Below are 23,387 nucleotides of genomic sequence, written 5' to 3'. Positions count from 1 at the left end.
TCAAATGCTGTCGCGCAGCCTGTACCAGGCTTTGCCGATGGCTTCCAGCGGTGCTGCCATGTATTTGCCGCCGGGAAAACTGGGGTTGGTCAAACCCTGGTACAGCCCCAGCTCATCCGGCTGGCCGAGAATAGCGTCAGACACCGCCCGTGCCCCGGCCAGGGTCGGCAGCACGCCGTGCCCGGAATAGCCCTGCAACCAATACAAGTCACCGCGCCGACCGATGTCGGGCGTGCGTTTGAGCGTCAGGTCGATGTGACCGCCCCAGGCAAACTCCAATTCAATGCCTTTCAATTGGGGGAACACCCTTTCCAGGCACGGCCGTGTGGCACCGGCGATGTCCTTGGGCATGCCCCCCAGATAGGTGCAACCGCCGCCGAACAGCAGCCGGTTGTCTGGCGTGCGGCGGAAATAGTCGAGCACGAACTGGTTGTCGGTGACGCAGACATTGCTGGGTAGCAGAACGGCTGCCTGGGCCTCGGACATCGGCGCCGTGGCCACCTGATAGGTACCAACGGGTAGTACGCAACTCGATAGCTGTGGGTCGAGCCGGTCAAGATAGGCATTGCAGGCCAATACCAGGACATCGGCGCGAATGTGTCCGCGTTCAGTCGTCACCACGTAGCCGTTCGAGTCCTCGCGATAATTCAACGCCATGCTTTGTTCATGAATCACACCACCGGCCTGCTCGATCGCGGCGGCCAGTCCCAGTGCCAGTTTCAGCGGGTTCAAATGCCCGCCTTCGGGGTCGTACAAACCGGCCTGGTAACGCTCGCTGGCCACCCATTCGGGCAACTGGGCGCGCTCGATGAAGCGCAAACCGTCATGCCCCCATTTGTGGCTGGCCTCGTGCTGCCACTCGGTCAACAACCCCACCCGCCGTGGCATCACCGAAGTCCAGAGGTGCCCGGGCCGGTAGTCGCAATCGAAACCATGGCGCCTGGGCAATTCGCGCACCTCTTTTGCCGCCCAGCGCATGCCGTCCCACAACCGCCGCGCGCGCTCATGGCCCAGTGCGGCTTCCAGCGGCGGCATGTCGCAGGACCAACCGAGTATGGCCTGGCCGCCATTACGTCCCGACGCGGCCCAGGCGACCCGGCTGGCCTCCAGCAGTGTCACGCGCTTGCCGGCCAGGGCCAGGCGCAACGCCGTGTGCAAACCGCTGAAGCCGGCACCGATGATCAGCACGTCGGTGTCCTGCTCGCCCTCCAACGCCGCTCGATTGACCAGGCGATCGGCGCACGTATGGGCGTAATAGCTGGCGACATGCTGGGTGGATTGCTGAAACATACCGGCTCCATGAAATTTTATAGTTTTAATTTCATGAAAAAATACAGGTTTAATTTCATGCGCGCAAGCGGTGTGGCCAGGGTGGTTGTGAGGAGCCTGACGCCCCGCGGTGTTCTCGGGTTTTTCGCGAGCATGCTCGCTCCTACAGGGCACGTCGGGTTGCCCAATAAAATTCCCAGCAGTTAAAAAACTTTCACAAAACCTCTGGACGTGCCCCCTGCATTTCCCCTATAAAGCCACTAACAGGAATATATTATTCCTGACAAGAAACCGCGCTCATGGAATGAGCCTCGCTGTCCGCTGACATTTTTTCGCTATGCGATGAGCTGCCGCCATCATCCCGAGGACGTGTCATGCAACACGAAAAAAACCATTTCATCATCAAGATCACCTGTCCCGCGGTGTCCGGCATTGTCGCTGCCGTCACCACCTACCTGGCGGACAACAGTTGCTACATCGGGGAGATGGCGCAATTCGACGACGATTTCAGCGGGCGCTTTTTCATGCGTGCGGTGTTCCGTTTCAACGATGGCCACGCAGGGGATATCCAGCAGATCAAGGACGGTTTCAGCGATGTCGCCCAGGCCTTCGACATGCGCTGGGAACTGCATGACACTCGCGAACCGATGCGCGTGCTGCTGATGGTGAGCAAGTTCGACCACTGCCTGACCGACCTGCTCTACCGCTACCACAAGGGCGAGATGGACATGACCATCACCGCCATCGTCTCCAACCACCTCGACCTGCGGCCCATGGCCGAGCGCGAGGGCATTCGCTTCATCTACTTGCCAGTCACCAAGGACACCAAGGCCCGCCAGGAAGCCGAGCTGATGAAGGTGGTCGACGACACTGGCACCGAGCTGGTGGTACTGGCGCGCTACATGCAGATCCTCTCCGACGACCTGTGCCGGCAACTGTCCGGTCGGGCAATCAACATCCACCATTCGTTCCTGCCCGGTTTCAAGGGCGCCAAGCCGTATCACCAGGCGTACCAGCGCGGCGTGAAGCTGATCGGCGCCACCGCCCACTATGTCACCAGTGATCTCGATGAGGGGCCGATCATCGAACAGGAGGTGCAGCGCGTCGATCACGTCTACCTGCCGGATGACCTCGTGGCCACCGGGCGTGACACCGAGACCGTGGCCCTGTCCAAGGCGGTCAAGTACCACCTGGAGCACCGGGTTTTCCTCAATCAGGACAGAACGGTGATTTTCCGGTGAACACACCCCGACTGATTGACGGCAAAGCCGCCGCCGCGCGGGTGTTGATCGAGGTTCGCAAGGACGTCGAGCGCCTGCGCGCGCAAGACATCCAGCCGGCCCTGGCGGTGATCCTGGTCGGCAGCGACCCGGCCAGCCAGGTGTATGTGCGCAACAAGATTCTGCGCGCAGAAGAGGTCGGCATCCGCTCCCTGGAACATCGGCTGGGCACAGACACCAGCACCGAACAGCTGCTTGACCTGATCGCCAGGCTGAATGCCGATGGCTCGATCCACGGCATTCTCCTGCAATTGCCGCTACCGGCCCAGGTCGATGAACTGCGGGCACTGCAGGCGATCGTCCCAGGCAAGGACGTCGACGGCTTCCACAGTGAAAACGTAGGTGGCCTCAGCCAGGGACGCACCGTGCTCGCGCCCTGCACACCCAGTGGCTGCCTGTACCTGCTGGAGCAGACCTGCGGCGATCTGCGCGGCAAGCATGCAGTGGTGATCGGCCGATCGAACATCGTCGGCAAACCCATGGCGGCGCTATTGCTCAAGGCCGACTGCTCGGTGACGGTCTTGCATTCGCGCAGCCCCGATCCGCAGGCGCTCTGCCGTCAGGCAGACATCGTGATTGCCGCCGTGGGTCGTCCGCGATTGATCGATGCCAGTTGGCTCAAGCCCGGTGCAGTGGTGATCGATGTCGGCATCAATCGTATCGACGACGCCGGTCGCAGCCGCCTGGTCGGCGATGTCGACTTCGACAGCGCCCTGCCCCAGGTCGCGGCGATCACCCCGGTACCCGGTGGTGTCGGGCCGATGACCATTGCCTTCCTGATGAAAAACACCGTGACCGCAGCCCTTATGCAACAGCACAGCCTATCGGAGGCCGTATGCCATTCAATCTCTTGAAGTACGGGCTGAGTTCCGAGTACCCGGTGGAAGTGGATTTGCCGCCGCCGCGTGAATTGAAATCAAGCTATGACGTGGTGATCATCGGTGCCGGTGGCCATGGCCTGGCCACCGCTTATTACCTCGCCAGGTATCACGGCATCACCAACATCGCCGTGCTGGAAAAGTCCTACCTGGGCGGTGGCAACACCGCGCGCAATACCGCAGTGATCCGCTCCAACTACCTGACCAGCGAAGGCGTGCGTTTCTATGCCGAATCGGTGCGAATGTTCCAGGGCCTGTCCAACGAATTCGACTTCAACATCATGTACTCCGAACGCGGCCAACTGACCCTGGCCCACACCGATGCCACCGTGCGTTCGTTCCGCCAGCGGGCCGAGGTCAACAAGCACTTCGGCGGTCGCACTGAAATGATCGACCGCCAGCAGATCCGCGAACTGGTGCCCAGCCTCAACCTCGACCCCGGCCACCTGCCCGTGATCGCCGGTCTCTGGCACATCGACGGCGCCACCGCGCGCCACGACGCGGTGGCCTGGGGCTACGCCAAGCAAGCGGCCAAGCGCGGGGTGGAAATCCATCAGCTCACCGAGGTGCAGGACCTGATCATCGAGAACGGCGCCATCACCGCCGTGAAGACCAACCGCGGCACCATCAAGTGTGGCTGCGCGGTGCAGGCGATTGCCGGGCACAGCTCACTGCTGATGGCCAAGGCCGGGATTCGCTCGCCGATCCAGACCTTCCCGCTGCAAGCCATGGTCACCCAGCCCTTCAAACCCTTCCTCGATCCACTGGTGAGCTCGTCGGCGCTGCACTGCTACGTGCAACAGACCAGCCGCGGCGAAGTGGTGTTCGGCGGTGGCTCCGATCCGTACCCGCTGTTCAACACCCGATCGACCCTGGACCTAAAGGAAAGCCTGCTGGCCCACGCCATCGAAATGTTCCCGTTCCTGGCCAACGCCAAGCTGATGCGCCAGTGGGCCGGGATCACCGACATGACCCCGGACTACAGCCCGATCATGGGCCTGTCGCCGGTGAAGAATTACTACCTGGACGCCGGGTGGGGCACCTGGGGCTTCAAGGCCACGCCAGTCTGCGGCAAGACCATGGCTGAACTGGTGGCCAGCGGCGGCAAGGTACCGGAGTTGATCAAGCCCTTCGGCCTGGAGCGCTTCTCGACCTTCCGGCAAGTCAACGAAATGGGCGCCACGGCGGCCAGTCACTGAGGCAGAGCGGACCATGAAAATCATCAATTGCCCGCTCAACGGGCCACGCAATATCAGCGAATTCACCTACGGCGGCGAATTCAAGCCGATGCCCGATGCACTGCGCTGCAGCGATGCCGAGTGGGCCGACTACGTGTTCAACACCGACAACCTCGCCGGCGTGGTGCGCGAATGGTGGATGCACACGCCGTCGAGCTACTGGTTTCTCGCCGAACGCCACACCGTCACCGACGAAATCCTGCGCACTTTCGACCCTAAAGAATTTTTCACTGCCCGCGTCGACTTCAACGCCGCCAAGGAGATCGCCGGATGAACCGCCTACCCGCCCCGATGGGCCTGCTGATCGACCGTAACCAGCCGCTCGATTTCAGTTTCGACGGCCAACCCTATCAGGGCTTGCAGGGCGACAGCATCGCCAGCGCCCTGCTCGCCAACGGACGTTTCCTGATTTCCCGCTCGTTCAAGTACCACCGCCCACGAGGCCCGTTGACCATGGCCGGGCAGGACGCCAACAGCCTGGTGCAATTGCCCCAGGAACCCAACGTACTGGCCGATGCCCATGCGCTGGTTGCCGGCTTGCAGGTGGCGGCGCAGAACGTCAACGGCTCGCTGGACAACGACCGTGATGCCTACCTGGGCAAGTTCTCCAGATTCATGCCGGTGGGCTTCTATTACCGCTCGTTCTACAAGCCCAGGGGCATGTGGAAAGTCTGGGAACCGATCATTCGCAAGAAGGCCGGCCTGGGCGTACTCGACCTGACGTTCAAGCCCGAGTACTACGACAAGGCCTACCTGTTCACCGACCTGGCCGTGATCGGCGCCGGTCCTGCCGGACTGCACGCGGCCCTGACCGCGGCCAATGCCGGGGCCAAGGTATTGCTCATCGAGCAACAGCCGGTCCTCGGCGGTTCGCTAACCTATGCCCGCTTCGACATCGCCGGCATTCGCGCCGACGCCTTGCGCCGCGAACTACTCGCGGCGGTGCAACAGCACGCCAATATTCGCATCCTCACCGAGGCGACCTGCAACGCCTGGTTCACCGACAATTACCTGCCGGTGATTCAAGGAAAACGCATGTACAAGGTGCGCGCCCGACAGTGCCTGGTGTGCAGCGGGGCGTTCGACCAGCCGGTGGTGTTTCGCAACAACGACTTGCCCGGCGTAATGCTGACCAGCGCCGCGCAGCGCTTGATGAAGCTGTACGCGGTCAAGCCGGGCAAACGCGCGGTGGTGCTGACCGGCAACGATGACGGTTACCTCGCCGCGCTGGACTTGTTTGACCAGGGCGTCGAAGTCGCCGCGGTGGTGGACATGCGCCAAGGCCCGGGCGATGAGGCCCTGCTGGGCGCGCTGGCGCAACGCAAGATTGCCTGCCAGCTCAACAGTACCGTGTATGAAGCGCTGCACGAAAAAGGCCTGCGCCATGTCAATGGCGTCGACGTGCGCAAGATCACCGCCCAGGGCCAGGTCGCCGAGAGCGGGCAACGCCTGGATTGCGACCTGTTGTGCATGTCCGCCGGCTACATGCCGGTCTATCAACTGCTGTGCCAGGCCGGCGGCAAGCTGGCCTACGACGATCAGCGCGCCGAGTTCACCCTCAGCGGACTGCCGCAGAACCTTGCGGTCGCAGGCTCGGTGAATGGCCGTCACCGCCTCGACAACGTGATCGCCGACGGCGTCAACGCCGGTGCCGACGCCGCCGCTGCGCTGGGGCTGGCAGTTGGTGTGCACCGGGCGTCCTTGGGCAGCGAGGTACGGGTCAACTTCAACTGGCCGATCTTCCCCCACCCCAAGGGCAAGGACTTCGTCGATTTCGACGAGGACCTGCAAGTGGCGGACATCGTCAATGCCACGCGCATCGGTTATCGCGACGTGCAGCTGGTCAAGCGTTATTCCACCGTGGGCATGGGCCCCTCGCAAGGGCGTCACTCGGCCCTGCCGACCGCGCGCCTGGTGGCCTGGGCGACCCAGCGCAACATCAGCGAAACCGGCGTGACCACCGCGCGCCCGCCCTTTGTCGCGGAAAAACTGGCCCATGTGGCCGGTCGCGCGTTCGATCCGTATCGACAGACACCTATGCATGCCCGGCACCTGCAAGCCGGCGCGAAGATGATGCCGGCCGGCATCTGGCAGCGTCCGGCCTACTACGGCAATGCCCGGGACCGCGAGGCATGCATGCAGGCCGAAGCGCTGCATGTGCGCAACAAGGTCGGGATCATCGACGTCTCAACCTTGGGCGGGCTTGATGTGCGTGGCCCGGACGCCGCCGAACTGCTCAACCGGATGTACACCTTCGCCTTCCTCAAGCAGCCGATCGGTCGCTCCCGCTATGCGCTGATGACCAATGAACACGGAGTGGTGATCGACGATGGCGTCTGCGCACGTTTCGCCGACAATCACTTCTACGTCACCGCCACCACCAGCGGCGTGGATCGCATCTACCAGCAGATGCTCAAGTGGAACGCGCAATGGCGCCTGGACGTGGATGTCGCCAACGTCACGGCGGCGATCTGCGCGGTCAATGTCGCCGGTCCCGACTCGCGCAAAGTGCTGGAGAAGGTCTGCACCGACCTCAACCTGAGCGCTCAAGCGTTTCCCTACCTGGGCGTGCGTCAAGGCACCGTGGCCGGGATCAAGGCGCGGCTGTTGCGAGTCGGTTTTGTCGGCGAACTGGGTTATGAAATCCACGTGCCGGCGCGCCATGGCCTGGCGCTGTGGGACGCGCTGATGGAAGCCGGCAAGGCCCATGACATTCGCCCTTTCGGCGTGGAGACCCAGCGTTTGCTGCGCCTGGAAAAAGGCCATGTGATCATCAGCCAGGACACCGATGGCATGACCCATCCCATGGAAATCGACATGGGCTGGGCCGTCAATCGCAACAAGCCGTTCTTCGTCGGGCGGCGCTCGGTGGACATCCTCGAAGCCCAGCCGCAAACACGCAAATTGGTGGGTTTCACCTTGCCCAAGGGCAGCGCGCAACCGCTGGAAGGTCATCTGGTGCTCAACGGCCCGGACATCAGCGGCAACGTCACGTCCTGCGAGTACTCGGCGAGCCTGGGCAAGATCATTGGCCTGGCGTACGCCGGCATCGACCAAAGCACACCTGGGCAACGGATTGCGATCCGTGTCGAAGGTGGGCGTGTGGTCCATGCCGATGTGGTGCCGTTGCCCTTTTTCGACCCTTCCAACCTGCGCCAGGAGCTTTGAGCCATGACCAGCCTGAGACAACAACACAGCGCCGGGCAGCCGGCCCTCGCCCTCCTGCCCACCTGTGCGCTGACGGATCTGACCGACCTGCCCCGGGTCGGATTTCGCGGCGCCGACAGTGCGCGCTATTTGCAGAGTCGGGACTTCGTGCTGCCAGACGCGCCCAACCACGCCGTCACCCAGGTTGACGGCAGCTACGCCGTGCGTTTGTCCCAGACCGAATACCTGCTGCTGGGCAGTGCGCAAGACCAGGGCCAACGCATCGCCGACGAAGAGGCCCGCTGGGAGTTGGACCATCAAGCCAACTACCTGCTGCCACGCCAGGACAGCCATGCCTGGTTCCAGCTGAGCGGTGAACAATTGCCCGAAGTCATGGCCAAACTCTGCGGCGTCGACATGACCCCCCAGGTGTTCGGCCCCGGTGCCGTGGCGCAAACCTCGGCGGCGCGCATCAACGTGATCGTGGTCAATGCCACGTCGTCGCAACAGCCACGCTTGTTCATACTCTGCGACCGGGCATCGAAGGCGTACTTCCACGCGGCGTTGCTGGATGCCATGGAGGAGTTTTCAGGGTCGCCTGGCGCTGGCGAAATAGGCTGCGAAACATCGCAAACCTGTCATTTGTGTCAGTAGGCCCTCCGATTCATCTCCGATTAAATGGCTGGGGCTTGAGTACCCATCGGGGGTGCTTGAGCCTCACTATTGGAGAAGCATCATGTCGACTCTTACCTCCCCTGCCGGTCATCTGGATCGCAGCTTCGGCACTGACGGCACGACAATCCTGGAAGGATCCGACGTAAAAGCCATCGCCGTCCTGAAAGCCCCCGGCCCTCACCAAGGGAAAATCATTGGCGTGTTGGCGGACGGCAACGACTTCAAACTGTTCCGATTGGAAAAAAACGGCCTGCTCGACACCTCATTCGGTACAGGCGGATATCTGCGTTGGGGGTTCGCAGGCAGCCCAGTCCGGTCCACCCCTACCGGCATCACTGAGCTGAGCGGCGATAAATTGCTGGTGACGGGCTACGTTCAAGAAGGAAGCCCGGCAACCCTCTACTACCCTGCGGTAGCTCGCTTCAACGCTGGCGGCTCCATTGATCTTCTTTTCGGCAATGACGGGGTATATGTTTTCAAGGAACCACTGCCCACCGCGCAACCATCATCGGATATCACCCCACAGCAAACCAGCGATGGGGCTAGCGTCTATGTCGTCGACGCCAACGACGACCGAATTCTCTTTGCCTTCAACAGCGGGACATTTCGCCCCTACGCCAATCAAGGCTTGTTGATTCAACTGACGCCTGCCGGCCAGTTGGACACACGCTTCAACGAACAGGGCTATGTGTTCTTCCAGTTCGATGCGCAAAACACCGCATCCATCGGGCTCGCCGTTCGGCAAAACGGAAATTTCATTGTTGTCGGCACTGCCCCCAATCGTGCCTTTCTCGCCGCGTTCACCCCGACCGGGCAAATCGATTCGTCGTTTGGAACCGACGGTTTTGCCGTGCTTGCACAAGCTGCCGGGCCGGTGACACTCACGCAACTGCTCCTGCAACCGGACGACAAGCCGGTTGCGGTCGGCTGGTTCTCGGTGGCGTCTACCCGCAAGGGCTATGTCACACGCACCTTGGCCGACGGCAAGCCGGACAACACGTTCAACAATGCCCTACCCGTGACCATTGAACGCCCGTTCCAGAGTCTGCACCTCAAAAGCGCCCGACTGGACGCCGAACAGGCCATCGTCGTGGCCGGTGAACTGAACACCCGCGCACTGGGCCTGGTGGGAAGGGTAACGCCCCAGGGTTTAATGGACCGCACATTCGGTATTGATGGACTCTCCGATACCGGCATCGACGGCATCCTCAATTACACCAACAGCATGGCCATTCAAGAAGCGGGCGGGATTGTTGTGGCCGGCAGCAAAAACCCGATGGCCGCGGTATGTCGTTACCACGGCTGACGTCTTGCCATTCATTCTGCACGTTGGCGCCAAAAGCATCTGAGTGCATTGGCGGCTGAAAAAACCGGCAAGACCTCACCTGAAGAAATGACTGGGGGTCTTGCCGAACTGTTTCTTGAACATGCTGGTGAACGCACTGGGGCTGTCGTAGCCCAGTTCCCCGGCAATGTCGATGATCTTCTCGCCCACGGCGATGCGCTCCAGGGCCAGTAGCAACCGCGCCTGCTGGCGCCATTGGCCGAAGGTCATCCCGGTGTCCTTGCGGAACAGGCGCTGGATGGTTTTCTCATCGAGGTCCAGGCGTGCGCTCCAGTGCGCCAGGGTCGAACAATCGCCGGGATCGCGTTGCAACGCTGAACACACCACCTTGATCCGTGGGTCCGAGGGCTGAGGCAGATGCAGCGGCAAGGTGGGCAATATCCTCAGTTCATCGAGGATCAGGCGCATGACCCGGCCTTCGCGCGAATCCGCGTCGTAAGGTGAGGTGATAGCCACCGAGACCTTGATCAACTCACTGAGCAACGCCGAAATACTCACCGCCCTGGGTTCAGTCGGCATGTCCGCAAACGCTTCGGGACGCACGAACAGGCTGCGCATCTTCAACGGGCCGACGCAGCGAATCGAGTGAATGTGCCTGCTCGGCATCCATATCCCGCGGCTGGGCGGTACCGTCCACTGGCTCAATCCCGAGTGCACCACCATCACGCCCTCGATAGCGTAGATCAACTGGTGGGCTTGATGGGAGTGCGCTTCGATCACCCAGTTTTCCGGGTAGTCGGTGGCGCTGCTGCTCACATCGCAGACTCGGTCGTCGATCTCTCTGAGGAATTCTTCCAGCGACTTGATCATGACGCCCTTTTTACGATAGTCGACTCCCGAATTGCGCGAGACAGGCAATCGGACGGTCCCTAGGATAACGCCAAACCCTGAAATGGGCAGCGCTTTTGTGCCTGGCACCGAGCCCCCGTCTTACGTTTTTTCTGGAAGGATCCCATGTCCATCAGTACCACTACTTCCCCCACGGCGACAGCTTCAGTGGCCAGCCAAGCCAGCCCGCTGGTGATGCGCGTCATCGGTGCCTGTGCCCTGGCGCATCTGATCAATGACCTGATCCAGGCCGTGCTGCCGTCGATCTACCCGATGCTCAAGGCCACGTACGGCCTGACCTTCACCCAGGTCGGCCTGATCACCCTGACCTTTCAATTGACCGCCTCGCTGCTGCAACCCTGGGTTGGTTACTACACCGACCGCCACCCCAAGCCGTGGCTGTTGCCGGCCGGTATGGTCTGTACCCTGGTCGGCATCCTGATGCTGGCAATGGTCGGCAGCTTCGGGGCGATTCTCATGGCCTCGGCGCTGGTGGGCATTGGCTCGTCGACCTTCCACCCGGAGACTTCCCGGGTTGCGCGCCTGGCCTCGGGTGGTCGCTACGGCCTGGCCCAGTCGACCTTCCAGGTCGGGGGTAATGCCGGCAGTGCTTTTGGTCCACTGCTGGCAGCGGCCATCGTCATCCCTTATGGCCAGGGCAACGTCGCCTGGTTCGGGCTGTTCGCAGTATTCGCCATTCTCGTGCAATACGGCCTGAGCCGCTGGTACCGCAACCATCTGAACCTGTTCAAGCTCAAGCAGGGCACCAAGGCAACCCATGGCTTGTCGAGACAACGGGTGAGTTTTGCCCTGGTGGTCCTGGCATTGCTGGTGTTCTCCAAGTACTTCTACATGGCCAGCTTCACCAGCTACTTCACGTTCTACCTGATCGAGAAGTTCGACCTGTCGGTGGCCAGCTCGCAACTGTACCTGTTCCTGTTTCTCGGCGCCGTGGCAGCCGGCACCTTCTTCGGTGGGCCGATCGGTGACCGGATCGGGCGCAAGCAAGTGATCTGGTTCTCGATTCTCGGAGCGGCGCCCTTCACCCTCGCCCTGCCCCATGTCGACCTGTTCTGGACGGGCGTGCTGAGCATGGTCATCGGCTTCATCCTCGCCTCGGCCTTCTCGGCCATCGTGGTCTTCGCCCAGGAACTGGTGCCCGGCAACGTCGGCATGATCGCCGGGGTTTTCTTCGGCCTGATGTTCGGTTTTGGCGGCATCGGCGCCGCGCTGCTCGGGCACCTGGCGGATATCCACGGCATCGAATACGTGTATACGCTGTGTTCGTTCCTGCCGCTGCTGGGCATCCTGACGATCCTGTTGCCGTCCACCAAAGGGGTTTAGTGCGGATCCAGGCATTGCGCCAACGTCAAGGCATTGCCCAGTGCCGCGCCGCTGGCGGTGTTGTCGAAGATGCACCAGGCTGACTGTCCTTCGGCAGTGGCTGTTTGCAGCTCGACCCCCAGGCGTTCCAGGCGTGGCAATTCATAAGGGCTGTAGTAGATGCGCGGCGATCCATGCAGGCGCCAGTATTTGAGCCCCGGCCATCCCCGTGGTGTCGAGTCAGTGCTGATACGCGAAGGGTCCACCGCAACCTGCGCGATGTGATAGTGCACCAACAGTGCCTCGGCACCGGTCCAGGACTCGTGTCGGGGCTCGAGCACCACAGGTCCTGGAAAGCACCGCCTGAGGCTGATGAAAAATGCTTCGACGACCGACTCGTCAAATGCCAGCGACGGCGGTAGCTGCACCAGCAGGCAGCCCAGGCGATCACCCAGGCCGGAGCATTGCAGCACGAACTCATCGAGCGCCTGATCACAGGCCTGCAGGCGCTGCACATGGCTGATCAGCTTGGGCACCTTGACACTGAAACGAAAACCGACCGGCACGCTGGCCGCCCAGCGCTGGTAGGTTTGCTGGCGATGCGGGCGATAGAACGAGCTGTTGATCTCGGCGCAGTTCAGTCGCGCCGCATAGCGCTGCAAGTGGGTGCCTTCAGCTGTAAAGGCGGCTGAATGTTCCCTGCCCAGGCTCCAGCCGGCACACCCGGTGAAAATCGTCCGTTCGTTCACGCCCATTGCCTCTACCAGTGCTTATGACTAAGGGCGCAGCACAGATGCGGCGGTTCATTTTTTCATCGACGGCACCTGATCGATGGTTGCCCGCCATCGGTGATTACCTTTGTGCACAAACAGTTGCAACCAATGGCCATTGATCCCGGTCGACATCGAAAAGCCAGGTTACGGTGAACCTCCCATGGAGAGCTGCAGATGATAGGAGTGATTGTCCCGGTGCATAACGAGGAACAGCGTCTTGAGGAATGCATCGAGTCGCTGCTGGCGGCGGCTTTTCACCAGGACCTGGACCGTGAAGAAGTCAGGATCCTGATCGTCCTGGATGACTGCACGGACACTTCCCTGGACATTGCCCAGGCCTACGGCGTGTGGACGTTGAGCTGCACCCACCGCAACGTTGGAAAAACCCGTGCGCAAGGCGCCGAACACCTGCTGGCGGCGGATGCACGCTGGCTGGTCTTCACCGATGCCGACAGCGTCGTGCCCGATTCCTGGCTGGTTGAGCAGATCAGGTTCAACGCCGATGCGGTCTGTGGCCTGGTCGAAGTCAACGACTGGTCCGAACATTCGGAGCGAGTGCGCGAGCGCTATCACGCCAATTACCGCCCCGTTGAGGGCCATCGGCATATCCATGGGGCCAACCTCGGCGTCTCTTCTGCGGCGTATCGCAAGGCGGGCGGATTCCAGGCCTTGCCCACCCACGAAGATGTGCAGCTGGTCGCCGACCTGGAACGCAGCGGCGCGCGCATCATGTGGACGGCCGGCAACCCGGTCACCACCAGCGCTCGACAGCATTGCCGGTGCCGGGAAGGCTTTGGCGACTACCTGAAGTCACTGGCCGGGTGACGACTGGCAGGTTTCGGCAAGGTCGATCGAGGTTGCTGTTCGGCTCCAGTATTCGAGCAGGAAATCCGCTTCCTCATGGCGTACCAGAGGATGCAGGTGCAGGCGTTCGGCAAGCGCCGCATGAACATCGCGACCGTCCTGCGAACAACCTTCGATCGGATGCAACCAGTGACAGGCCAGTACGCCGCCCGCCGGGCCGAGGCTGCGCAAGGTGTTTTCGATGACCTGGTGCCACTCGTCCACATCGAGGAAGTACCCCACTTCGCTGAGCACGATGAGGTCAAAGTCACCGTCCGGCCATTGCCGGGGAATACCCGCCTGCTCGACGTGGACATGATGCAGTCCACTCAAGCGCTGGCGCGCCAGGTCGACCGCCTTCGCGTTCAGGTCCTGGCACAGCAACGCGTCGCAGCGCCCGGCCAACTGTACGCTGAGTTCACCGTTGGCACAGGCTGGCTCGAACACACGTTGATAGCGCTGGCGCGGCAGGCTGGCCAGCGTCAGCTCGCGCTTGCGCTTTTCGTACCAGCGGGTCCGGAAGGACCAGGGGTCATCGCTGGCCCCGAACAGTTGTTCGAAGTAGTCGGGGGATACGCTCATAAAAACACCAGTTCAAAAGGCTGCAGCAATCGTTCGAGGGTTTCACCGCTCAACACCGCGGGTGTCTGACCGTCGCGGCTGACCTGCGACGCATGGGCCGCGATGGCCTGGCGCTTGCGCGCCAACACGTGTGGGGCCAGCAGGTATTTGTGCGCCCGCGCCCAAGGGACTCGGGCATCGTTGGGGCGCGCCCAATGCCATGCCCAGACCGGCACTTCAATCAGGCAAGCCTGGTGGCGGGCTACCGCGCAGGCGGTCGCGCGGCCGGTCGCCTCATGATCGCAGTGTCCGTCCCGGCGCCAGGTGGTGATCACACGATCGCCCGGGCGAATCAATGCCGCCAGCCGCTCGACCAACCACGCCTCCTGCGTTTCTACAGCGCTGTCGGGCAACGCCAGGCGTTGCCAGTCCTGCAAATCGACATCGAGCCCCATGCGGGCGAGCGCGAGGGTACTTTCCATCGGGCGCTGCCGTCGCAGGCGTGTCGGCGTCCAGTGCCGCGATTGCGGGTGGCTGGCTTCGCCATCAGTGACCGCAATCATCAGGACGTCGGCCTCGTTGCCCTGCATTCCCGCGAGGATGCCGGCGCACCCGAGGACTTCATCGTCAGGATGCGGGGCGACGACGACCAGGCGCCGCCCCGCAGGCACCAGTTGTCGATGAGTGATGGTTGGCACCTGCGCCAACCCGTCACTGGCCTGCCATTCGGCCAGTGTTGTCCCCTTCCCCTGAATCAGGTTTTCTTGAGAAGCCGGCCCGGCGATCACAGCGCCCACCCATCGAGCGGCTGCGCGGCGACCTGCTGCCCAAGCTGCGCCAGGTCCTTTTCGGCATGGCTCTGTCGCAGGAATACCGGCAAGTCGGCGGCGAGCCTGGCGAAGTGACTGTCACGACACAATGGCGTGGCACCCAGCCCGCGTGCGACATGTGCAAGCACGCTGTCGACGGCCGCTTCTACTTGGGCACGCAGTCGGCGGACAGGAAGTTGCGCCGAGCGCCGGGGGTTTTCATCGATCCAGAGGGCCGTTTCCCGAAGCGCAGCCCGGGCGCAGCACAATGCCGCATCGACGGCCCCCAGATGCGCCTGGGCATGGGCGTCGCAGTACGGCTGCGTACAATGTTGGCGAAGGTAATCGGCAAGCGCACAAGCGGCGCCGTACCAGCACGCCGCAATCCCGGCCCCACCGTGCCAGAAGCCGGGTCTGTCGACATATTGCCCAGGCAAACCGACACAACGGCCCTGCGCACCCTCGAACAGCACGTCGACGCTGGCCGTAAGGCCCATGCCAACCGCTTGCCAGCCATCGTCGAGTAGCCTGATTGCCGGCTGCTGCAACGTGACCGCCACCAACTGCGGTTGCATCTGCTCATCCCACGCTGTCACCAGCGCCCGATCGAGTATCGCCGCGCCAGAACACCAGGCCTTGCGGCCCTGCAAGTAAACGGTTCCGGCCTGGCGGTCGACAATATTAAGCCGGGCAAAGGCCGGTTCGGCCGCCCAAGTGCCCCATGTGCCCGCAGCCGGTGGCGCGTCGGGCTCGAGCTCGGTCATGATTGCCAGCGCATCGGTATGACCTTCGAACAGTTTGGCCAGTGCCAGATCGCTGGCCGAGACGGCGGCCAGGGTGCGCCAGCGATCCAGGGTTCGGCCTTGCCCAGGCAGAGGCAGGTCGGTAAATCCATCGCTGACGAGCTGTTGCATCAGCGGTTGCAGTGCGGCGTCCGCAATGCTTTTCGTCGGCCGACAAGCAAACCGTTGCAGCAGACGTTCGAGGGTTAACGCGTTGCTCATGGCCCTTTTTTCCTTGATCGCGACTCAATGCTCTTGATCTTCAGAGCTTGAAATTCAGCGCTTGAAGTTCTGAGCCGGGCAGCCTCCAGGAGTTCATTGCACAAGCACCTGCGAGTTTTTAGAACCACCCCTATCCAGGCAATGTCACTCAACAACAGGTCCCTGCAATAGCCTGCCTTTAAAACGCCGGGCAAAGACGGAGGTCACAGATGAACAGGTCGAAAGCGGATGCTCCCGCGCAACAAATGATGTTCCAACACAATGGCTGGGTGCCGAACAACCCTCGCCTGCCGGTGCTGGTCTATCCCAAGGCCATCGCTGTCAAGGGCGACGATCCGGCGGCCCTGTTCGAACAAACCTTCAGTGCCAACGGCTGGCCACCACAATGGCGCTACGGCATTTATGACTTCCATCACTATCACACCGAAGGCCATGAAGTGCTTGGGATAGCCAGCGGTCATGCCCGCCTGATGTTGGGCGGACCTGGCGGCCACGTGCTGCAGGTCAGTGCCGGGGATGTGCTGTTGTTGCCGGCTGGCACCGGGCATTGCAACCTGGATTGCAGCGACGACTTCCTGGTGGTCGGCGCCTATCCACCGAGCCAGCATGCCGACATTTGCCGAGAAGCGCCGAGCGCTGCGCAGTTGCAAAACATCGAAACGCTGCCATTCCCCGACCAGGATCCGGTGCAGGGTGCACACGGCGCGATCAGCGAGTATTGGTGCAAGGGCTAACTTGCGTCAGGCATGGCTGGTGAAAATCTCGAACTCGTAGCGAAGGCCCCGATCCAATGAGTACACACCGGAGGCCAGTACCATGAACAACGATGACCACATCACCCCTGCCGACACCCCGTCCACCGAAGAGGATGACGCCCTTGCGACCCCTCCCCCCGAAACCACCGAGGAGGAAGCCGAGGACCTCAGGCGCAAAGTTGCCGAGATCGAACGCAAGGTAGCGGATGGCAATTGAACCGGCGGTGCATCAATAGCGCCGGGTGACGGTCAACGCGACCACGGCAATGCGCTCCACCCGTTCATAGCCGGGCTTGAGCAGTTCCTCGCCGAACACGTCAGGGTCCAGTTCGCGATATGTCCAGGTGAACCTGTCGTCGCCAAGCAGTGGCTGGATGGATTCGAGAAAAGGATCCGTCCCGGCCACCATCGCCACTCCTGTATACAGCAGCAGGCTGCCGCCTTTGTCCAGGCGCGGCAGCGATTCGCGCACGATGCGCACCGACAAGGCTTCTCCCAGTACGCCACCGCCATGACGATACGCCCGTTGCTGGCTGTCGTTCATGTAGGGCGGGTTGGCGATGATCAGGTCGAACAGCCCTTCGACACTGCCCAGCACGTCGCTGTGGTAAGCGCTCACATTCCTGGCTTGGGCCAGCTCGGCATTCACCGCCGACAAGCGCAACGCCCGTGGATTGATATCCACCGCCAGCACGTCGGCGTCCGGGCGGGCGCGGGCGACGACCAGTGCTCCGATACCGCTTCCGCAGCCAATGTCCACCGCGCGCCGCACGGGCTCGGAGCGCTGCTGCAGATGCGCTTCGATCAATTGCGCGAAGCGGTAGCTGTCGGGCCCGAAAAACACCGCGTCACTCTGCATCGTCGGGTACGCCGAGTGGGCAATCAACAAGGGACCAAGGCTTGACCAACGTACCGTGCTCCGCCACAGCGAGCCGTCTTTTTCGACGATGGCCGCCTGCTCCAGGTCAGCCAGTTCCTGCGCTGGAAACAGCGTGTGCTCAAAAGGCATCGACCAGCCGAATACGTCACGCCGGTCCTTGGCCAAGGGCGGTTCAATGCGTTGGCATACGCGCTCATGGGTCAAGGGCGTCGGGGTGATGAAACGGTAGGCCTGGGCAGCCAGGCGCTTGCCGAGCTCCAGCAAAGTACGTTCGGCAATCTGTTGTTCTGACATGCATGACACTCCTGGAATCAGCGCAAACGGGCCACGCATTCAATAAAGCGACGGGTTGCATAGAGCCCGGCGGGACGACAATGGCGCTGTGCGCAGAGCCAAGGGATCAGCAGTTGCAATTGCTGTCGCGGTGACTGGTCGTGCAGGGCGTCTTGCAAGGCCTTGAGCTCGGTATCGTTCGCCCAGGCGCCATCGGCGAAGGCATCATCGGACGGCACCCGGCGTATCGCCCGTTGCTGTTGCGGCGCTTGCCAGTCACCGGCGATCCAGTCGTGCAGCAGTTGTTTTTCGTAGCCACTGAACACGCCGAACATGGCCGCCGTGTCGCCCTCGATCAACTGCCAGAAGCGGCTTTCCCCGGGTGGGCCATGCCGTTTTATCCAGCCCTTGCGTTGCAGGGCGCCGAGAAAATCTTCGGTCTGGCCAGGGGTTGCCAGCCATTGATTGACGGTCTGGCCTTCGATCTGGCAGTAATCGGAATGCATGTGCTGTCCATAGGTGCGTTTGCGCTCGAGCATGGCAATCACTTCCTGCTGCAGATCGAAACCTGCAATCACCGCCGTCGAGCCCGGCCCCAGGTCATTGAGTCGATAGCCGACGGCAACGCGCCGATAGAACTCGTCCCGCCCCTGCTCCATGGGCATCAGGTCGAGCAGCGCTTCAATAGCCTTGCGCCCGTGACCGCTGCTGATGTTGTCGATGGTCACGTGCAGGGTGAAATAGTAAGGATCGATCCCCAGCTCACGCAGTTCATAGGCACTGATCAGCAAGTGCAGTGGCAGTTGTTCATAGCCGAGGTTGTAGCCGATCACCTCCGGCATGAACATCGCGCTGCACTGCCCCAGTGCCAGCTGGATTGCGCCTTGGCGAAAATGTTCGTCGAGCAGCCCCTGCCTGTCGCCACAGTCGTGGGCGGCCAGCAGCTTGCGGTAGATGACCACGTGATTCTGCCGCGCATCGCCGTTACCCAATTCTTCCAGATAGGTGCTCAGCAGCCCGTCATAGCGCATGTCCTGCCAATGCTCCAGCACCCCGGCCAGCCATGCACCGTCGACTTCCTTGGTCGGGGCAACACGTTGCAGGAAATACAGGGCATGGGCCTTGTTCGAGAAATACCGACGCGCCCCACCCTGCTTTCGCGCCTCAAGATAGAGGGCATAGTCACGCGCCACATCGGCACAATGTTGTTCCGTCCATGACGACAACTGGCCTGGCTCTTCAGGCAGATCACAGGGGAGTTCGGCGGCGAGGGCCAGTTGCTCGCGCAGGAACTGTTCGCCCCGCGTGGCTGCTTGCGGGTCGTTGCTGTACAGCAAACCATAGAGTTCACGGTAAGGGCCATCGACGCCGGCATCCGAAAGCGCCGAAGGCGAACCCGACAAGGGCGTGAATAGTGTCATTGGCTGTTCTCCTGGGCAGTGCATCGGGCTATCGCCGGGCGCCTGCGTTTATCGCCTGTCGTCGGACAAAGGTGTTTGTTCATCTGCCTCGGGAAGTTTCCTGTCGCGCTCATTCCAATCCTGCGCGCCGTCGTCATCTTCGAGGTCGGGCTGGGTCAGGGGATCGTATTTACCCGGATCGTCCGACGCAGGTTTTACAGCGCCCTGTGACTTGTCCGGGTCTTGCCCTTTATCCTGGAAGATCGTTTCGCTGGACATGTTTCACCTCACCACGTAGTTCCGGGTTTTCCGGGCCGTACTGGTTTGAAGGTGTCCAGGGGAAAGTGTGCGTTCGAATAGACGAGCGGCATGTGCACTTGTAGGAGCCAGCGGTGCGGCGATCCGACTTGCCGGCGAAAGCGTCATTGAAAATCGCCTTCGTCGGCATGCCGGGTTCCACCAGGTTTTGCGTTCCCCTGAGCCGCCACAGGCTGCGATGTTTTGATCTTCTATTCCCGGGGATCAATTCGATCCAGCGCGCGGTTCACCGCCAACTCCCCCAGCATGATGACTTGCGCAATACCCAACAGGACATTGCGACTCGCCCCCTGCGTGCGATCCGCCAGATCCAGGGCCATGACATTAGCTGAAGCCAGTGACTCACAGGCGTGGGCCAGGAGGGTTTCGGTCTCGAGTTCAGGGTTGACGATGAACATGGTGCAGGGTTTGCGTGGGGTGGCGTTGATGTCGGCGGCTGAGGAGATGGGGTCGTTGCGATTGTTTAAGTCGGTGGGATCAATACGCGGGGGATCGGGAGTGACCTTGGACATATCTCAGGTTCCTAATGGTATGCCACCCTCCTGCTGCTAAACGAAAAGGGAGGCAGCTGCACGCAGGTTAGCAGACCGGGGAACCTAAGAAGCCGGCGCGCCCAAGGGCGCCCTGCGCACAGCCACCATCAAAATGCAGGCGTAAACCTGACTGATGAAAGCGTCATGCGACTTAGGTTATCGCGGGCTGCTAAACCCGATCACTGATGTGCAGTGACACGAATCAAGTTACCGAGCGACCCCAAGGCGCACAAGCCGGCGGATTCTGGCGTAACCGTAGGCAACGACGCAAGACGCTGTGGCTTTCGGGAACTAGCGTAAGGGCCTTCTTACAAACACTCAGAAGCATCCTACGCGTCCATCAGAAACGTCCTATTTCCACCTCGACCCAACTTCGTGAAGGCTTGCGAGGCTCGCGCGCGGATGCTCATAAAAATCCTTTTGCCCGTGCGTGCGCCAGCCCTCTGAAGCTGACCATTTCGCTGCCTGCTCCCCTTTCGTTACAAGGAACGTACACGCCATGGCAACGCTGCTCGACTGGATTTTTGGCCGTCACTACGATTCAAGCACCCCCAGGGTCTGGCCAACCCCTGCCACCCAACCCACTTCGCCAGCGACGACTCCCGAAGCCGAACGCTTGCCGCCGCTGAAAAACTGGTGCCACCCGTTCAAGGACGCGCGCGACCCGTTACAACAGCTGACCCACCTGGCCAACGCCACCGCCGGTTACTACCCTCTGGGCCGCAATGGCCTGTGGCACGGCGGCGTGCATTTCGACAGCGGTACCGCTGCGGGCCTGAAACAGCAGTCCCATGTGCACTGCTTGGCCGACGGCGAAGTGGTGGCTTACCGCATCGATACGTATTCGCCGAAAACGACCTACTTCGTCAATGAAGAAGTTGAAAAACCCTTCTCGCGCAACTTCGTGCTGGTCCGTCATCACCTGCAGCCGCCGAAGCTTGAGGGCAGCACCGATCAGCCACCGAGCTTGATCTTCTACAGCCTGTACTTGCACCTGCAGGATTGGGTGAAGTATGACGACGATCCGAACTTCGCACGGCCGGGATTCTGGCGCGAAGTGCACCGGGTCAAGGCCACGGCGAACGATCCCGATCCTGACGATCCCGAACAACGCGGCGTGTACGTTTACTACCGCCCCCGGTCCGACAAGGTCGCTGACTTCTTGCCCTGCGGCGCCGAGCTGAGCATCAGCGGCGACGGCGAGTACCGACGTCTGGAAAACCGCCTGGGCCCGGCCAGCCTGAGCAACGCCGATGGCTCGCTACGCGGTTACCTCGCGTCCCGGTTCCTGCAGTCGGTGGTGAACGGCGAGCATCGCATCGAAACGGCTAGAGATGCACTCAAGGTGCGCCCGGAAGCGAGCCTGCACCGCAAGGAAATCAGCGAGTTGCCCAAAGGTACGGTCGTCACCGTCAGCGGTGAAGGCGAATTTCGCAAACTGGAACGGGTCACGCAGTGGGTACAGTTCGCTGCGCTGCAAAGCGTGCTGGAACCACTGGCGACAGATCGGATAATGGTCCTCGACACCCCCGTCGCGATCAAGGCCGGAGACTTGATCGGCCACCTCGGCCTGTATCAGGACTGTGACGCGGATCAGCCGGAACAGAAGCTGCACCTGGAAACGTTCAGCGGTGATGACGTCGAGGCGTTCATCGAAGCCAGCCGGGCTTGGGCGCAGCACCTGCCGGAAAAAGACAGGACCTGGCTGAAGCTCGCCAAGGGCACACCCGTGGTGGCGCCAGAAGGACATACCGCTGCGCAAATGCAGATGGCCAGTGATTCCAGCCCGCGCAGTGCGGCCGACCTGTTGATCCCCAAGAAGCTGCTTGATGACCTGCCGGCGGATCGAAAAATCCAGGTGCCTGCGAACCCGACCCGCAAAGCGCGCACCTGGTATCACCTGGAAAACCTGCTTCACGACGCCGACAACAATCTTCTCGATGGCTGGGTGTGTGAAGAGATTGGCGTAACGCCCTGGGTCAGTCCCTGGGCCTGGGAAGGCTATGACGTCATCATCGACTACAGCCGACCCAAACACTTGATGGCCTCTTTTCTCAGCGCAATCGACAGTTTCAGCGACGCGCATCGCGAGCGTTATCGCCCCTTTGCCGAAAAAGACGATAAAGGCCCGATGAAGAACCGGTTGTACGAGATCATCGATCGCAACCGCGACGGCAAGATGACAGCCACTGAACTGCAAGCGGCCCTTGAGCTGCCGGCGCATGCGCAGTCGATTTCGCAGATGATCCTGTATAAGGAAAGCGAATGGTTTCAGCAGCCGAAGATATGGGACGCACTGGATGAATTGCTCGGCCATAGCGGCTCGACGCCGCACTTGAACTGGCTGGCGGAGAAGCAGCGGATTGCAGAGCTGGGGTGGTGGAGGGACGTCGCGGAAAAGGTGGGGCTGCCTTCATGGGGGAGTGCCTATCACTTTCATCCGGTTGGTTTGATGGGGAGTTTTAGTGGTGACCGATTTAAGTTTTCCCTTGAAACTATGAAAAGCATTTACCCGAAGCTTGGTGAAGATCGAAACGGTGATTTGCAAAAAATCGCTGACGAATTAAACGCAAACCTCGACTTCTTCAAGTTAAATACTCCATTGCGAAGAGCTCACTTTTTTGCACAGATAAAACAAGAAACCGGGGAGGCTTTATCGATAGATGAGAGTTTCGCATATAAATCCAGCACATTGATTGACTTGTTCAGTTACTTTCGGAATAACCCGGAAGAAGCAAGGCGATACGGGTACAAAATCAAGACAGGAAAAATCAAAGAAAATGGTGTCTCTATGGGTCGCGCCGATTATGAGGCTATTGCCAATGGGGCATATGGGGGGCGCACCGAACTCGGCAGCCGAGGAATTTCAAGCGGGGATGGTTGGAGGTATAGAGGGCGAGGTTTAAAACAGCTGACAGGATTGCACAATTACACACTATTTCAACGTTGGCACACAAAGCATTCGGCGCAGTGGCCAAACGATTATGCAGACTTTGTTGTGAATCCTGACTTGTTGTTGGAGGTGAAATATGCGGTTCGGTCGGCTGCGAGTTTTTGGCTGAACAATGAGTTATATAAAATAGCAGATAAAGGTAGCGCTTTGGAGGTTGTGGATTCAATAACCACTGTCGTAAATAAACATACGGCAAGCCACCCAGATAGAAGGGGGCACTTTGTTGATCTATTGAAAAAAGGGAATTTAAATTGAAAAAAATACTGATAGTTTGTTTGGCTATTGGATCTTTTGTGAACCCT

At 61.0% G+C, this 23,387-nt stretch carries 22 protein-coding genes; 12 read left to right on the top strand and 10 right to left on the bottom strand.

Going from position 1 to position 23,387, the window contains the following annotated elements:
* Nucleotides 1-1,290 (bottom strand): NAD(P)/FAD-dependent oxidoreductase, encoded by a 1,290-nt coding sequence (locus tag AC1Q8Q_RS27795; RefSeq protein ID WP_492615770.1) that lies wholly within the window; start codon nucleotides 1,288-1,290, stop codon nucleotides 1-3.
* A 353-nt stretch (nucleotides 1,291-1,643) separates the two neighbouring features.
* On the opposite strand from AC1Q8Q_RS27795, the gene purU reads away from it, so the two are divergent.
* The 7 genes from purU to AC1Q8Q_RS27760 all read left to right on the top strand — a co-directional run bounded on the left by purU (nucleotide 1,644) and on the right by AC1Q8Q_RS27760 (nucleotide 9,793).
* A complete protein-coding gene (purU, locus tag AC1Q8Q_RS27790) occupies nucleotides 1,644-2,510 on the top strand; it encodes a formyltetrahydrofolate deformylase (RefSeq protein ID WP_151142470.1) in 867 nt (288 codons plus the stop codon).
* A complete protein-coding gene (gene folD, locus AC1Q8Q_RS27785) occupies nucleotides 2,507-3,403 on the top strand; it encodes a bifunctional methylenetetrahydrofolate dehydrogenase/methenyltetrahydrofolate cyclohydrolase FolD (protein WP_020800973.1) in 897 nt (298 codons plus the stop codon). The genes purU and folD overlap by 4 nt, the downstream gene beginning before the upstream one ends.
* Nucleotides 3,385-4,626: an FAD-dependent oxidoreductase gene (locus AC1Q8Q_RS27780; RefSeq protein WP_033042854.1), complete on the top strand. Its 1,242-nt coding sequence runs from the start codon at nucleotides 3,385-3,387 to the stop codon at nucleotides 4,624-4,626. Before folD ends, AC1Q8Q_RS27780 begins: the two co-directional genes overlap by 19 nt.
* Before the next feature lie 13 nt (nucleotides 4,627-4,639).
* Nucleotides 4,640-4,939, top strand: coding sequence for a sarcosine oxidase subunit delta (locus AC1Q8Q_RS27775; protein WP_033042852.1), 300 nt, complete (start codon nucleotides 4,640-4,642; stop codon nucleotides 4,937-4,939).
* Entirely contained in the window at nucleotides 4,936-7,833 is a 2,898-nt protein-coding gene (locus tag AC1Q8Q_RS27770; RefSeq protein WP_492615769.1) for a 2Fe-2S iron-sulfur cluster-binding protein, read from the top strand. The genes AC1Q8Q_RS27775 and AC1Q8Q_RS27770 overlap by 4 nt, the downstream gene beginning before the upstream one ends.
* 3 nt (nucleotides 7,834-7,836) lie before the next feature.
* Nucleotides 7,837-8,466, top strand: coding sequence for a sarcosine oxidase subunit gamma (locus AC1Q8Q_RS27765; protein ID WP_492615768.1), 630 nt, complete (start codon nucleotides 7,837-7,839; stop codon nucleotides 8,464-8,466).
* Nucleotides 8,467-8,548: 82 nt separating this feature from the next.
* Nucleotides 8,549-9,793, top strand: a complete 1,245-nt coding sequence (locus AC1Q8Q_RS27760) for an NHL repeat-containing protein (protein WP_033042847.1) — start codon at nucleotides 8,549-8,551, stop codon at nucleotides 9,791-9,793.
* Between the two features lie 75 nt (nucleotides 9,794-9,868).
* Here the strand turns inward: AC1Q8Q_RS27760 and AC1Q8Q_RS27755 are convergent, their stop codons facing one another.
* Complete coding sequence (locus AC1Q8Q_RS27755) at nucleotides 9,869-10,690, bottom strand: AraC family transcriptional regulator (protein WP_080725346.1); 822 nt, start codon at nucleotides 10,688-10,690, stop codon at nucleotides 9,869-9,871.
* Between the two features lie 96 nt (nucleotides 10,691-10,786).
* On the opposite strand from AC1Q8Q_RS27755, the gene AC1Q8Q_RS27750 reads away from it, so the two are divergent.
* Complete coding sequence (locus AC1Q8Q_RS27750; protein ID WP_042955904.1) at nucleotides 10,787-12,004, top strand: MFS transporter; 1,218 nt, start codon at nucleotides 10,787-10,789, stop codon at nucleotides 12,002-12,004.
* Here the strand turns inward: AC1Q8Q_RS27750 and AC1Q8Q_RS27745 are convergent.
* Nucleotides 12,001-12,738, bottom strand: coding sequence for a DUF72 domain-containing protein (locus tag AC1Q8Q_RS27745; RefSeq protein WP_492615767.1), 738 nt, complete (start codon nucleotides 12,736-12,738; stop codon nucleotides 12,001-12,003). The two genes, AC1Q8Q_RS27750 and AC1Q8Q_RS27745, sit on opposite strands and share 4 nt — an antisense overlap.
* A 192-nt stretch (nucleotides 12,739-12,930) precedes the next feature.
* On the opposite strand from AC1Q8Q_RS27745, the gene AC1Q8Q_RS27740 reads away from it, so the two are divergent.
* A complete protein-coding gene (locus AC1Q8Q_RS27740; RefSeq protein WP_492615766.1) occupies nucleotides 12,931-13,581 on the top strand; it encodes a glycosyltransferase family 2 protein in 651 nt (216 codons plus the stop codon).
* Here the strand turns inward: AC1Q8Q_RS27740 and AC1Q8Q_RS27735 are convergent.
* The 3 genes from AC1Q8Q_RS27735 to AC1Q8Q_RS27725 are packed head-to-tail and all read right to left on the bottom strand — an operon-like array spanning nucleotide 13,567 to nucleotide 15,973.
* Nucleotides 13,567-14,181 (bottom strand): SAM-dependent methyltransferase, encoded by a 615-nt coding sequence (locus AC1Q8Q_RS27735; protein WP_454865737.1) that lies wholly within the window; start codon nucleotides 14,179-14,181, stop codon nucleotides 13,567-13,569. The genes AC1Q8Q_RS27740 and AC1Q8Q_RS27735 overlap by 15 nt on opposite strands.
* On the bottom strand, nucleotides 14,178-14,948 hold the full coding sequence (locus AC1Q8Q_RS27730) for a PIG-L deacetylase family protein (protein WP_492615765.1): 771 nt from the start codon (nucleotides 14,946-14,948) through the stop codon (nucleotides 14,178-14,180). Before AC1Q8Q_RS27730 ends, AC1Q8Q_RS27735 begins: the two co-directional genes overlap by 4 nt.
* Nucleotides 14,945-15,973: an acyl-CoA dehydrogenase family protein gene (locus tag AC1Q8Q_RS27725; RefSeq protein ID WP_492615764.1), complete on the bottom strand. Its 1,029-nt coding sequence runs from the start codon at nucleotides 15,971-15,973 to the stop codon at nucleotides 14,945-14,947. Before AC1Q8Q_RS27725 ends, AC1Q8Q_RS27730 begins: the two co-directional genes overlap by 4 nt.
* A 209-nt stretch (nucleotides 15,974-16,182) precedes the next feature.
* Here AC1Q8Q_RS27725 and AC1Q8Q_RS27720 point away from each other — a divergent pair, with 209 nt between their 5' ends.
* Nucleotides 16,183-16,707: a cupin gene (locus AC1Q8Q_RS27720; RefSeq protein ID WP_151142477.1), complete on the top strand. Its 525-nt coding sequence runs from the start codon at nucleotides 16,183-16,185 to the stop codon at nucleotides 16,705-16,707.
* Between the two features lie 82 nt (nucleotides 16,708-16,789).
* Nucleotides 16,790-16,945: a hypothetical protein gene (locus tag AC1Q8Q_RS27715; protein WP_191994402.1), complete on the top strand. Its 156-nt coding sequence runs from the start codon at nucleotides 16,790-16,792 to the stop codon at nucleotides 16,943-16,945.
* A 12-nt stretch (nucleotides 16,946-16,957) separates the two neighbouring features.
* On the opposite strand, the gene AC1Q8Q_RS27710 is transcribed toward AC1Q8Q_RS27715, so the two are convergent.
* The 4 genes from AC1Q8Q_RS27710 to AC1Q8Q_RS27695 form a co-directional block, all read right to left on the bottom strand.
* Entirely contained in the window at nucleotides 16,958-17,902 is a 945-nt protein-coding gene (locus tag AC1Q8Q_RS27710; protein WP_492615763.1) for a methyltransferase, read from the bottom strand.
* A gap of 17 nt (nucleotides 17,903-17,919) precedes the next feature.
* A complete protein-coding gene (locus tag AC1Q8Q_RS27705; protein ID WP_492615762.1) occupies nucleotides 17,920-19,302 on the bottom strand; it encodes an iron-containing redox enzyme family protein in 1,383 nt (460 codons plus the stop codon).
* Nucleotides 19,303-19,350: 48 nt separating this feature from the next.
* Nucleotides 19,351-19,560 (bottom strand): hypothetical protein, encoded by a 210-nt coding sequence (locus AC1Q8Q_RS27700; RefSeq protein ID WP_020800991.1) that lies wholly within the window; start codon nucleotides 19,558-19,560, stop codon nucleotides 19,351-19,353.
* A 230-nt stretch (nucleotides 19,561-19,790) separates the two neighbouring features.
* Nucleotides 19,791-20,111 carry a DUF6124 family protein gene (locus AC1Q8Q_RS27695; RefSeq protein ID WP_020800992.1) on the bottom strand — a complete coding sequence of 107 codons (321 nt, stop codon included), beginning with the start codon at nucleotides 20,109-20,111 and terminating at the stop codon, nucleotides 19,791-19,793.
* Between the two features lie 520 nt (nucleotides 20,112-20,631).
* Here AC1Q8Q_RS27695 and AC1Q8Q_RS27690 point away from each other — a divergent pair.
* The gene (locus AC1Q8Q_RS27690; protein ID WP_492615761.1) at nucleotides 20,632-23,340 is read left to right on the top strand and encodes a glycoside hydrolase family 19 protein; all 2,709 of its coding nucleotides are present in this window, start codon (nucleotides 20,632-20,634) and stop codon (nucleotides 23,338-23,340) included.
* The last annotated feature ends 47 nt before the right edge of the window (nucleotides 23,341-23,387 follow it).

The sequence above is a fragment of the Pseudomonas sp. GW823-FHT06B06 genome, assembly GCF_058795195.1.
The sequence above is the reverse complement of the archived record's forward strand: the minus strand, read 5'-3'. Positions and strand labels throughout refer to the sequence as shown.

Bases quoted from the DNA above. Each gene is read 5' to 3' on its own strand.
- AC1Q8Q_RS27695 (WP_020800992.1), bottom strand. From the start codon at position 20,111: ATGTCCAAGGTCACTCCCGATCCCCCGCGTATTGATCCCACCGACTTA.
- AC1Q8Q_RS27745 (WP_492615767.1), bottom strand. From the start codon at position 12,738: ATGGGCGTGAACGAACGGACGATTTTCACCGGGTGTGCCGGCTGGAGC.
- AC1Q8Q_RS27780 (WP_033042854.1), top strand. From the start codon at position 3,385: ATGCCATTCAATCTCTTGAAGTACGGGCTGAGTTCCGAGTACCCGGTG.
- AC1Q8Q_RS27735 (WP_454865737.1), bottom strand. From the start codon at position 14,181: ATGAGCGTATCCCCCGACTACTTCGAACAACTGTTCGGGGCCAGCGAT.
- AC1Q8Q_RS27720 (WP_151142477.1), top strand. From the start codon at position 16,183: ATGAACAGGTCGAAAGCGGATGCTCCCGCGCAACAAATGATGTTCCAA.
- AC1Q8Q_RS27700 (WP_020800991.1), bottom strand. From the start codon at position 19,560: ATGTCCAGCGAAACGATCTTCCAGGATAAAGGGCAAGACCCGGACAAG.
- AC1Q8Q_RS27740 (WP_492615766.1), top strand. From the start codon at position 12,931: ATGATAGGAGTGATTGTCCCGGTGCATAACGAGGAACAGCGTCTTGAG.
- AC1Q8Q_RS27705 (WP_492615762.1), bottom strand. From the start codon at position 19,302: ATGACACTATTCACGCCCTTGTCGGGTTCGCCTTCGGCGCTTTCGGAT.
- AC1Q8Q_RS27715 (WP_191994402.1), top strand. From the start codon at position 16,790: ATGAACAACGATGACCACATCACCCCTGCCGACACCCCGTCCACCGAA.
- AC1Q8Q_RS27750 (WP_042955904.1), top strand. From the start codon at position 10,787: ATGTCCATCAGTACCACTACTTCCCCCACGGCGACAGCTTCAGTGGCC.
- AC1Q8Q_RS27775 (WP_033042852.1), top strand. From the start codon at position 4,640: ATGAAAATCATCAATTGCCCGCTCAACGGGCCACGCAATATCAGCGAA.
- AC1Q8Q_RS27725 (WP_492615764.1), bottom strand. From the start codon at position 15,973: ATGAGCAACGCGTTAACCCTCGAACGTCTGCTGCAACGGTTTGCTTGT.
- AC1Q8Q_RS27770 (WP_492615769.1), top strand. From the start codon at position 4,936: ATGAACCGCCTACCCGCCCCGATGGGCCTGCTGATCGACCGTAACCAG.
- purU (WP_151142470.1), top strand. From the start codon at position 1,644: ATGCAACACGAAAAAAACCATTTCATCATCAAGATCACCTGTCCCGCG.
- AC1Q8Q_RS27690 (WP_492615761.1), top strand. From the start codon at position 20,632: ATGGCAACGCTGCTCGACTGGATTTTTGGCCGTCACTACGATTCAAGC.
- AC1Q8Q_RS27710 (WP_492615763.1), bottom strand. From the start codon at position 17,902: ATGTCAGAACAACAGATTGCCGAACGTACTTTGCTGGAGCTCGGCAAG.
- AC1Q8Q_RS27795 (WP_492615770.1), bottom strand. From the start codon at position 1,290: ATGTTTCAGCAATCCACCCAGCATGTCGCCAGCTATTACGCCCATACG.
- AC1Q8Q_RS27760 (WP_033042847.1), top strand. From the start codon at position 8,549: ATGTCGACTCTTACCTCCCCTGCCGGTCATCTGGATCGCAGCTTCGGC.
- AC1Q8Q_RS27765 (WP_492615768.1), top strand. From the start codon at position 7,837: ATGACCAGCCTGAGACAACAACACAGCGCCGGGCAGCCGGCCCTCGCC.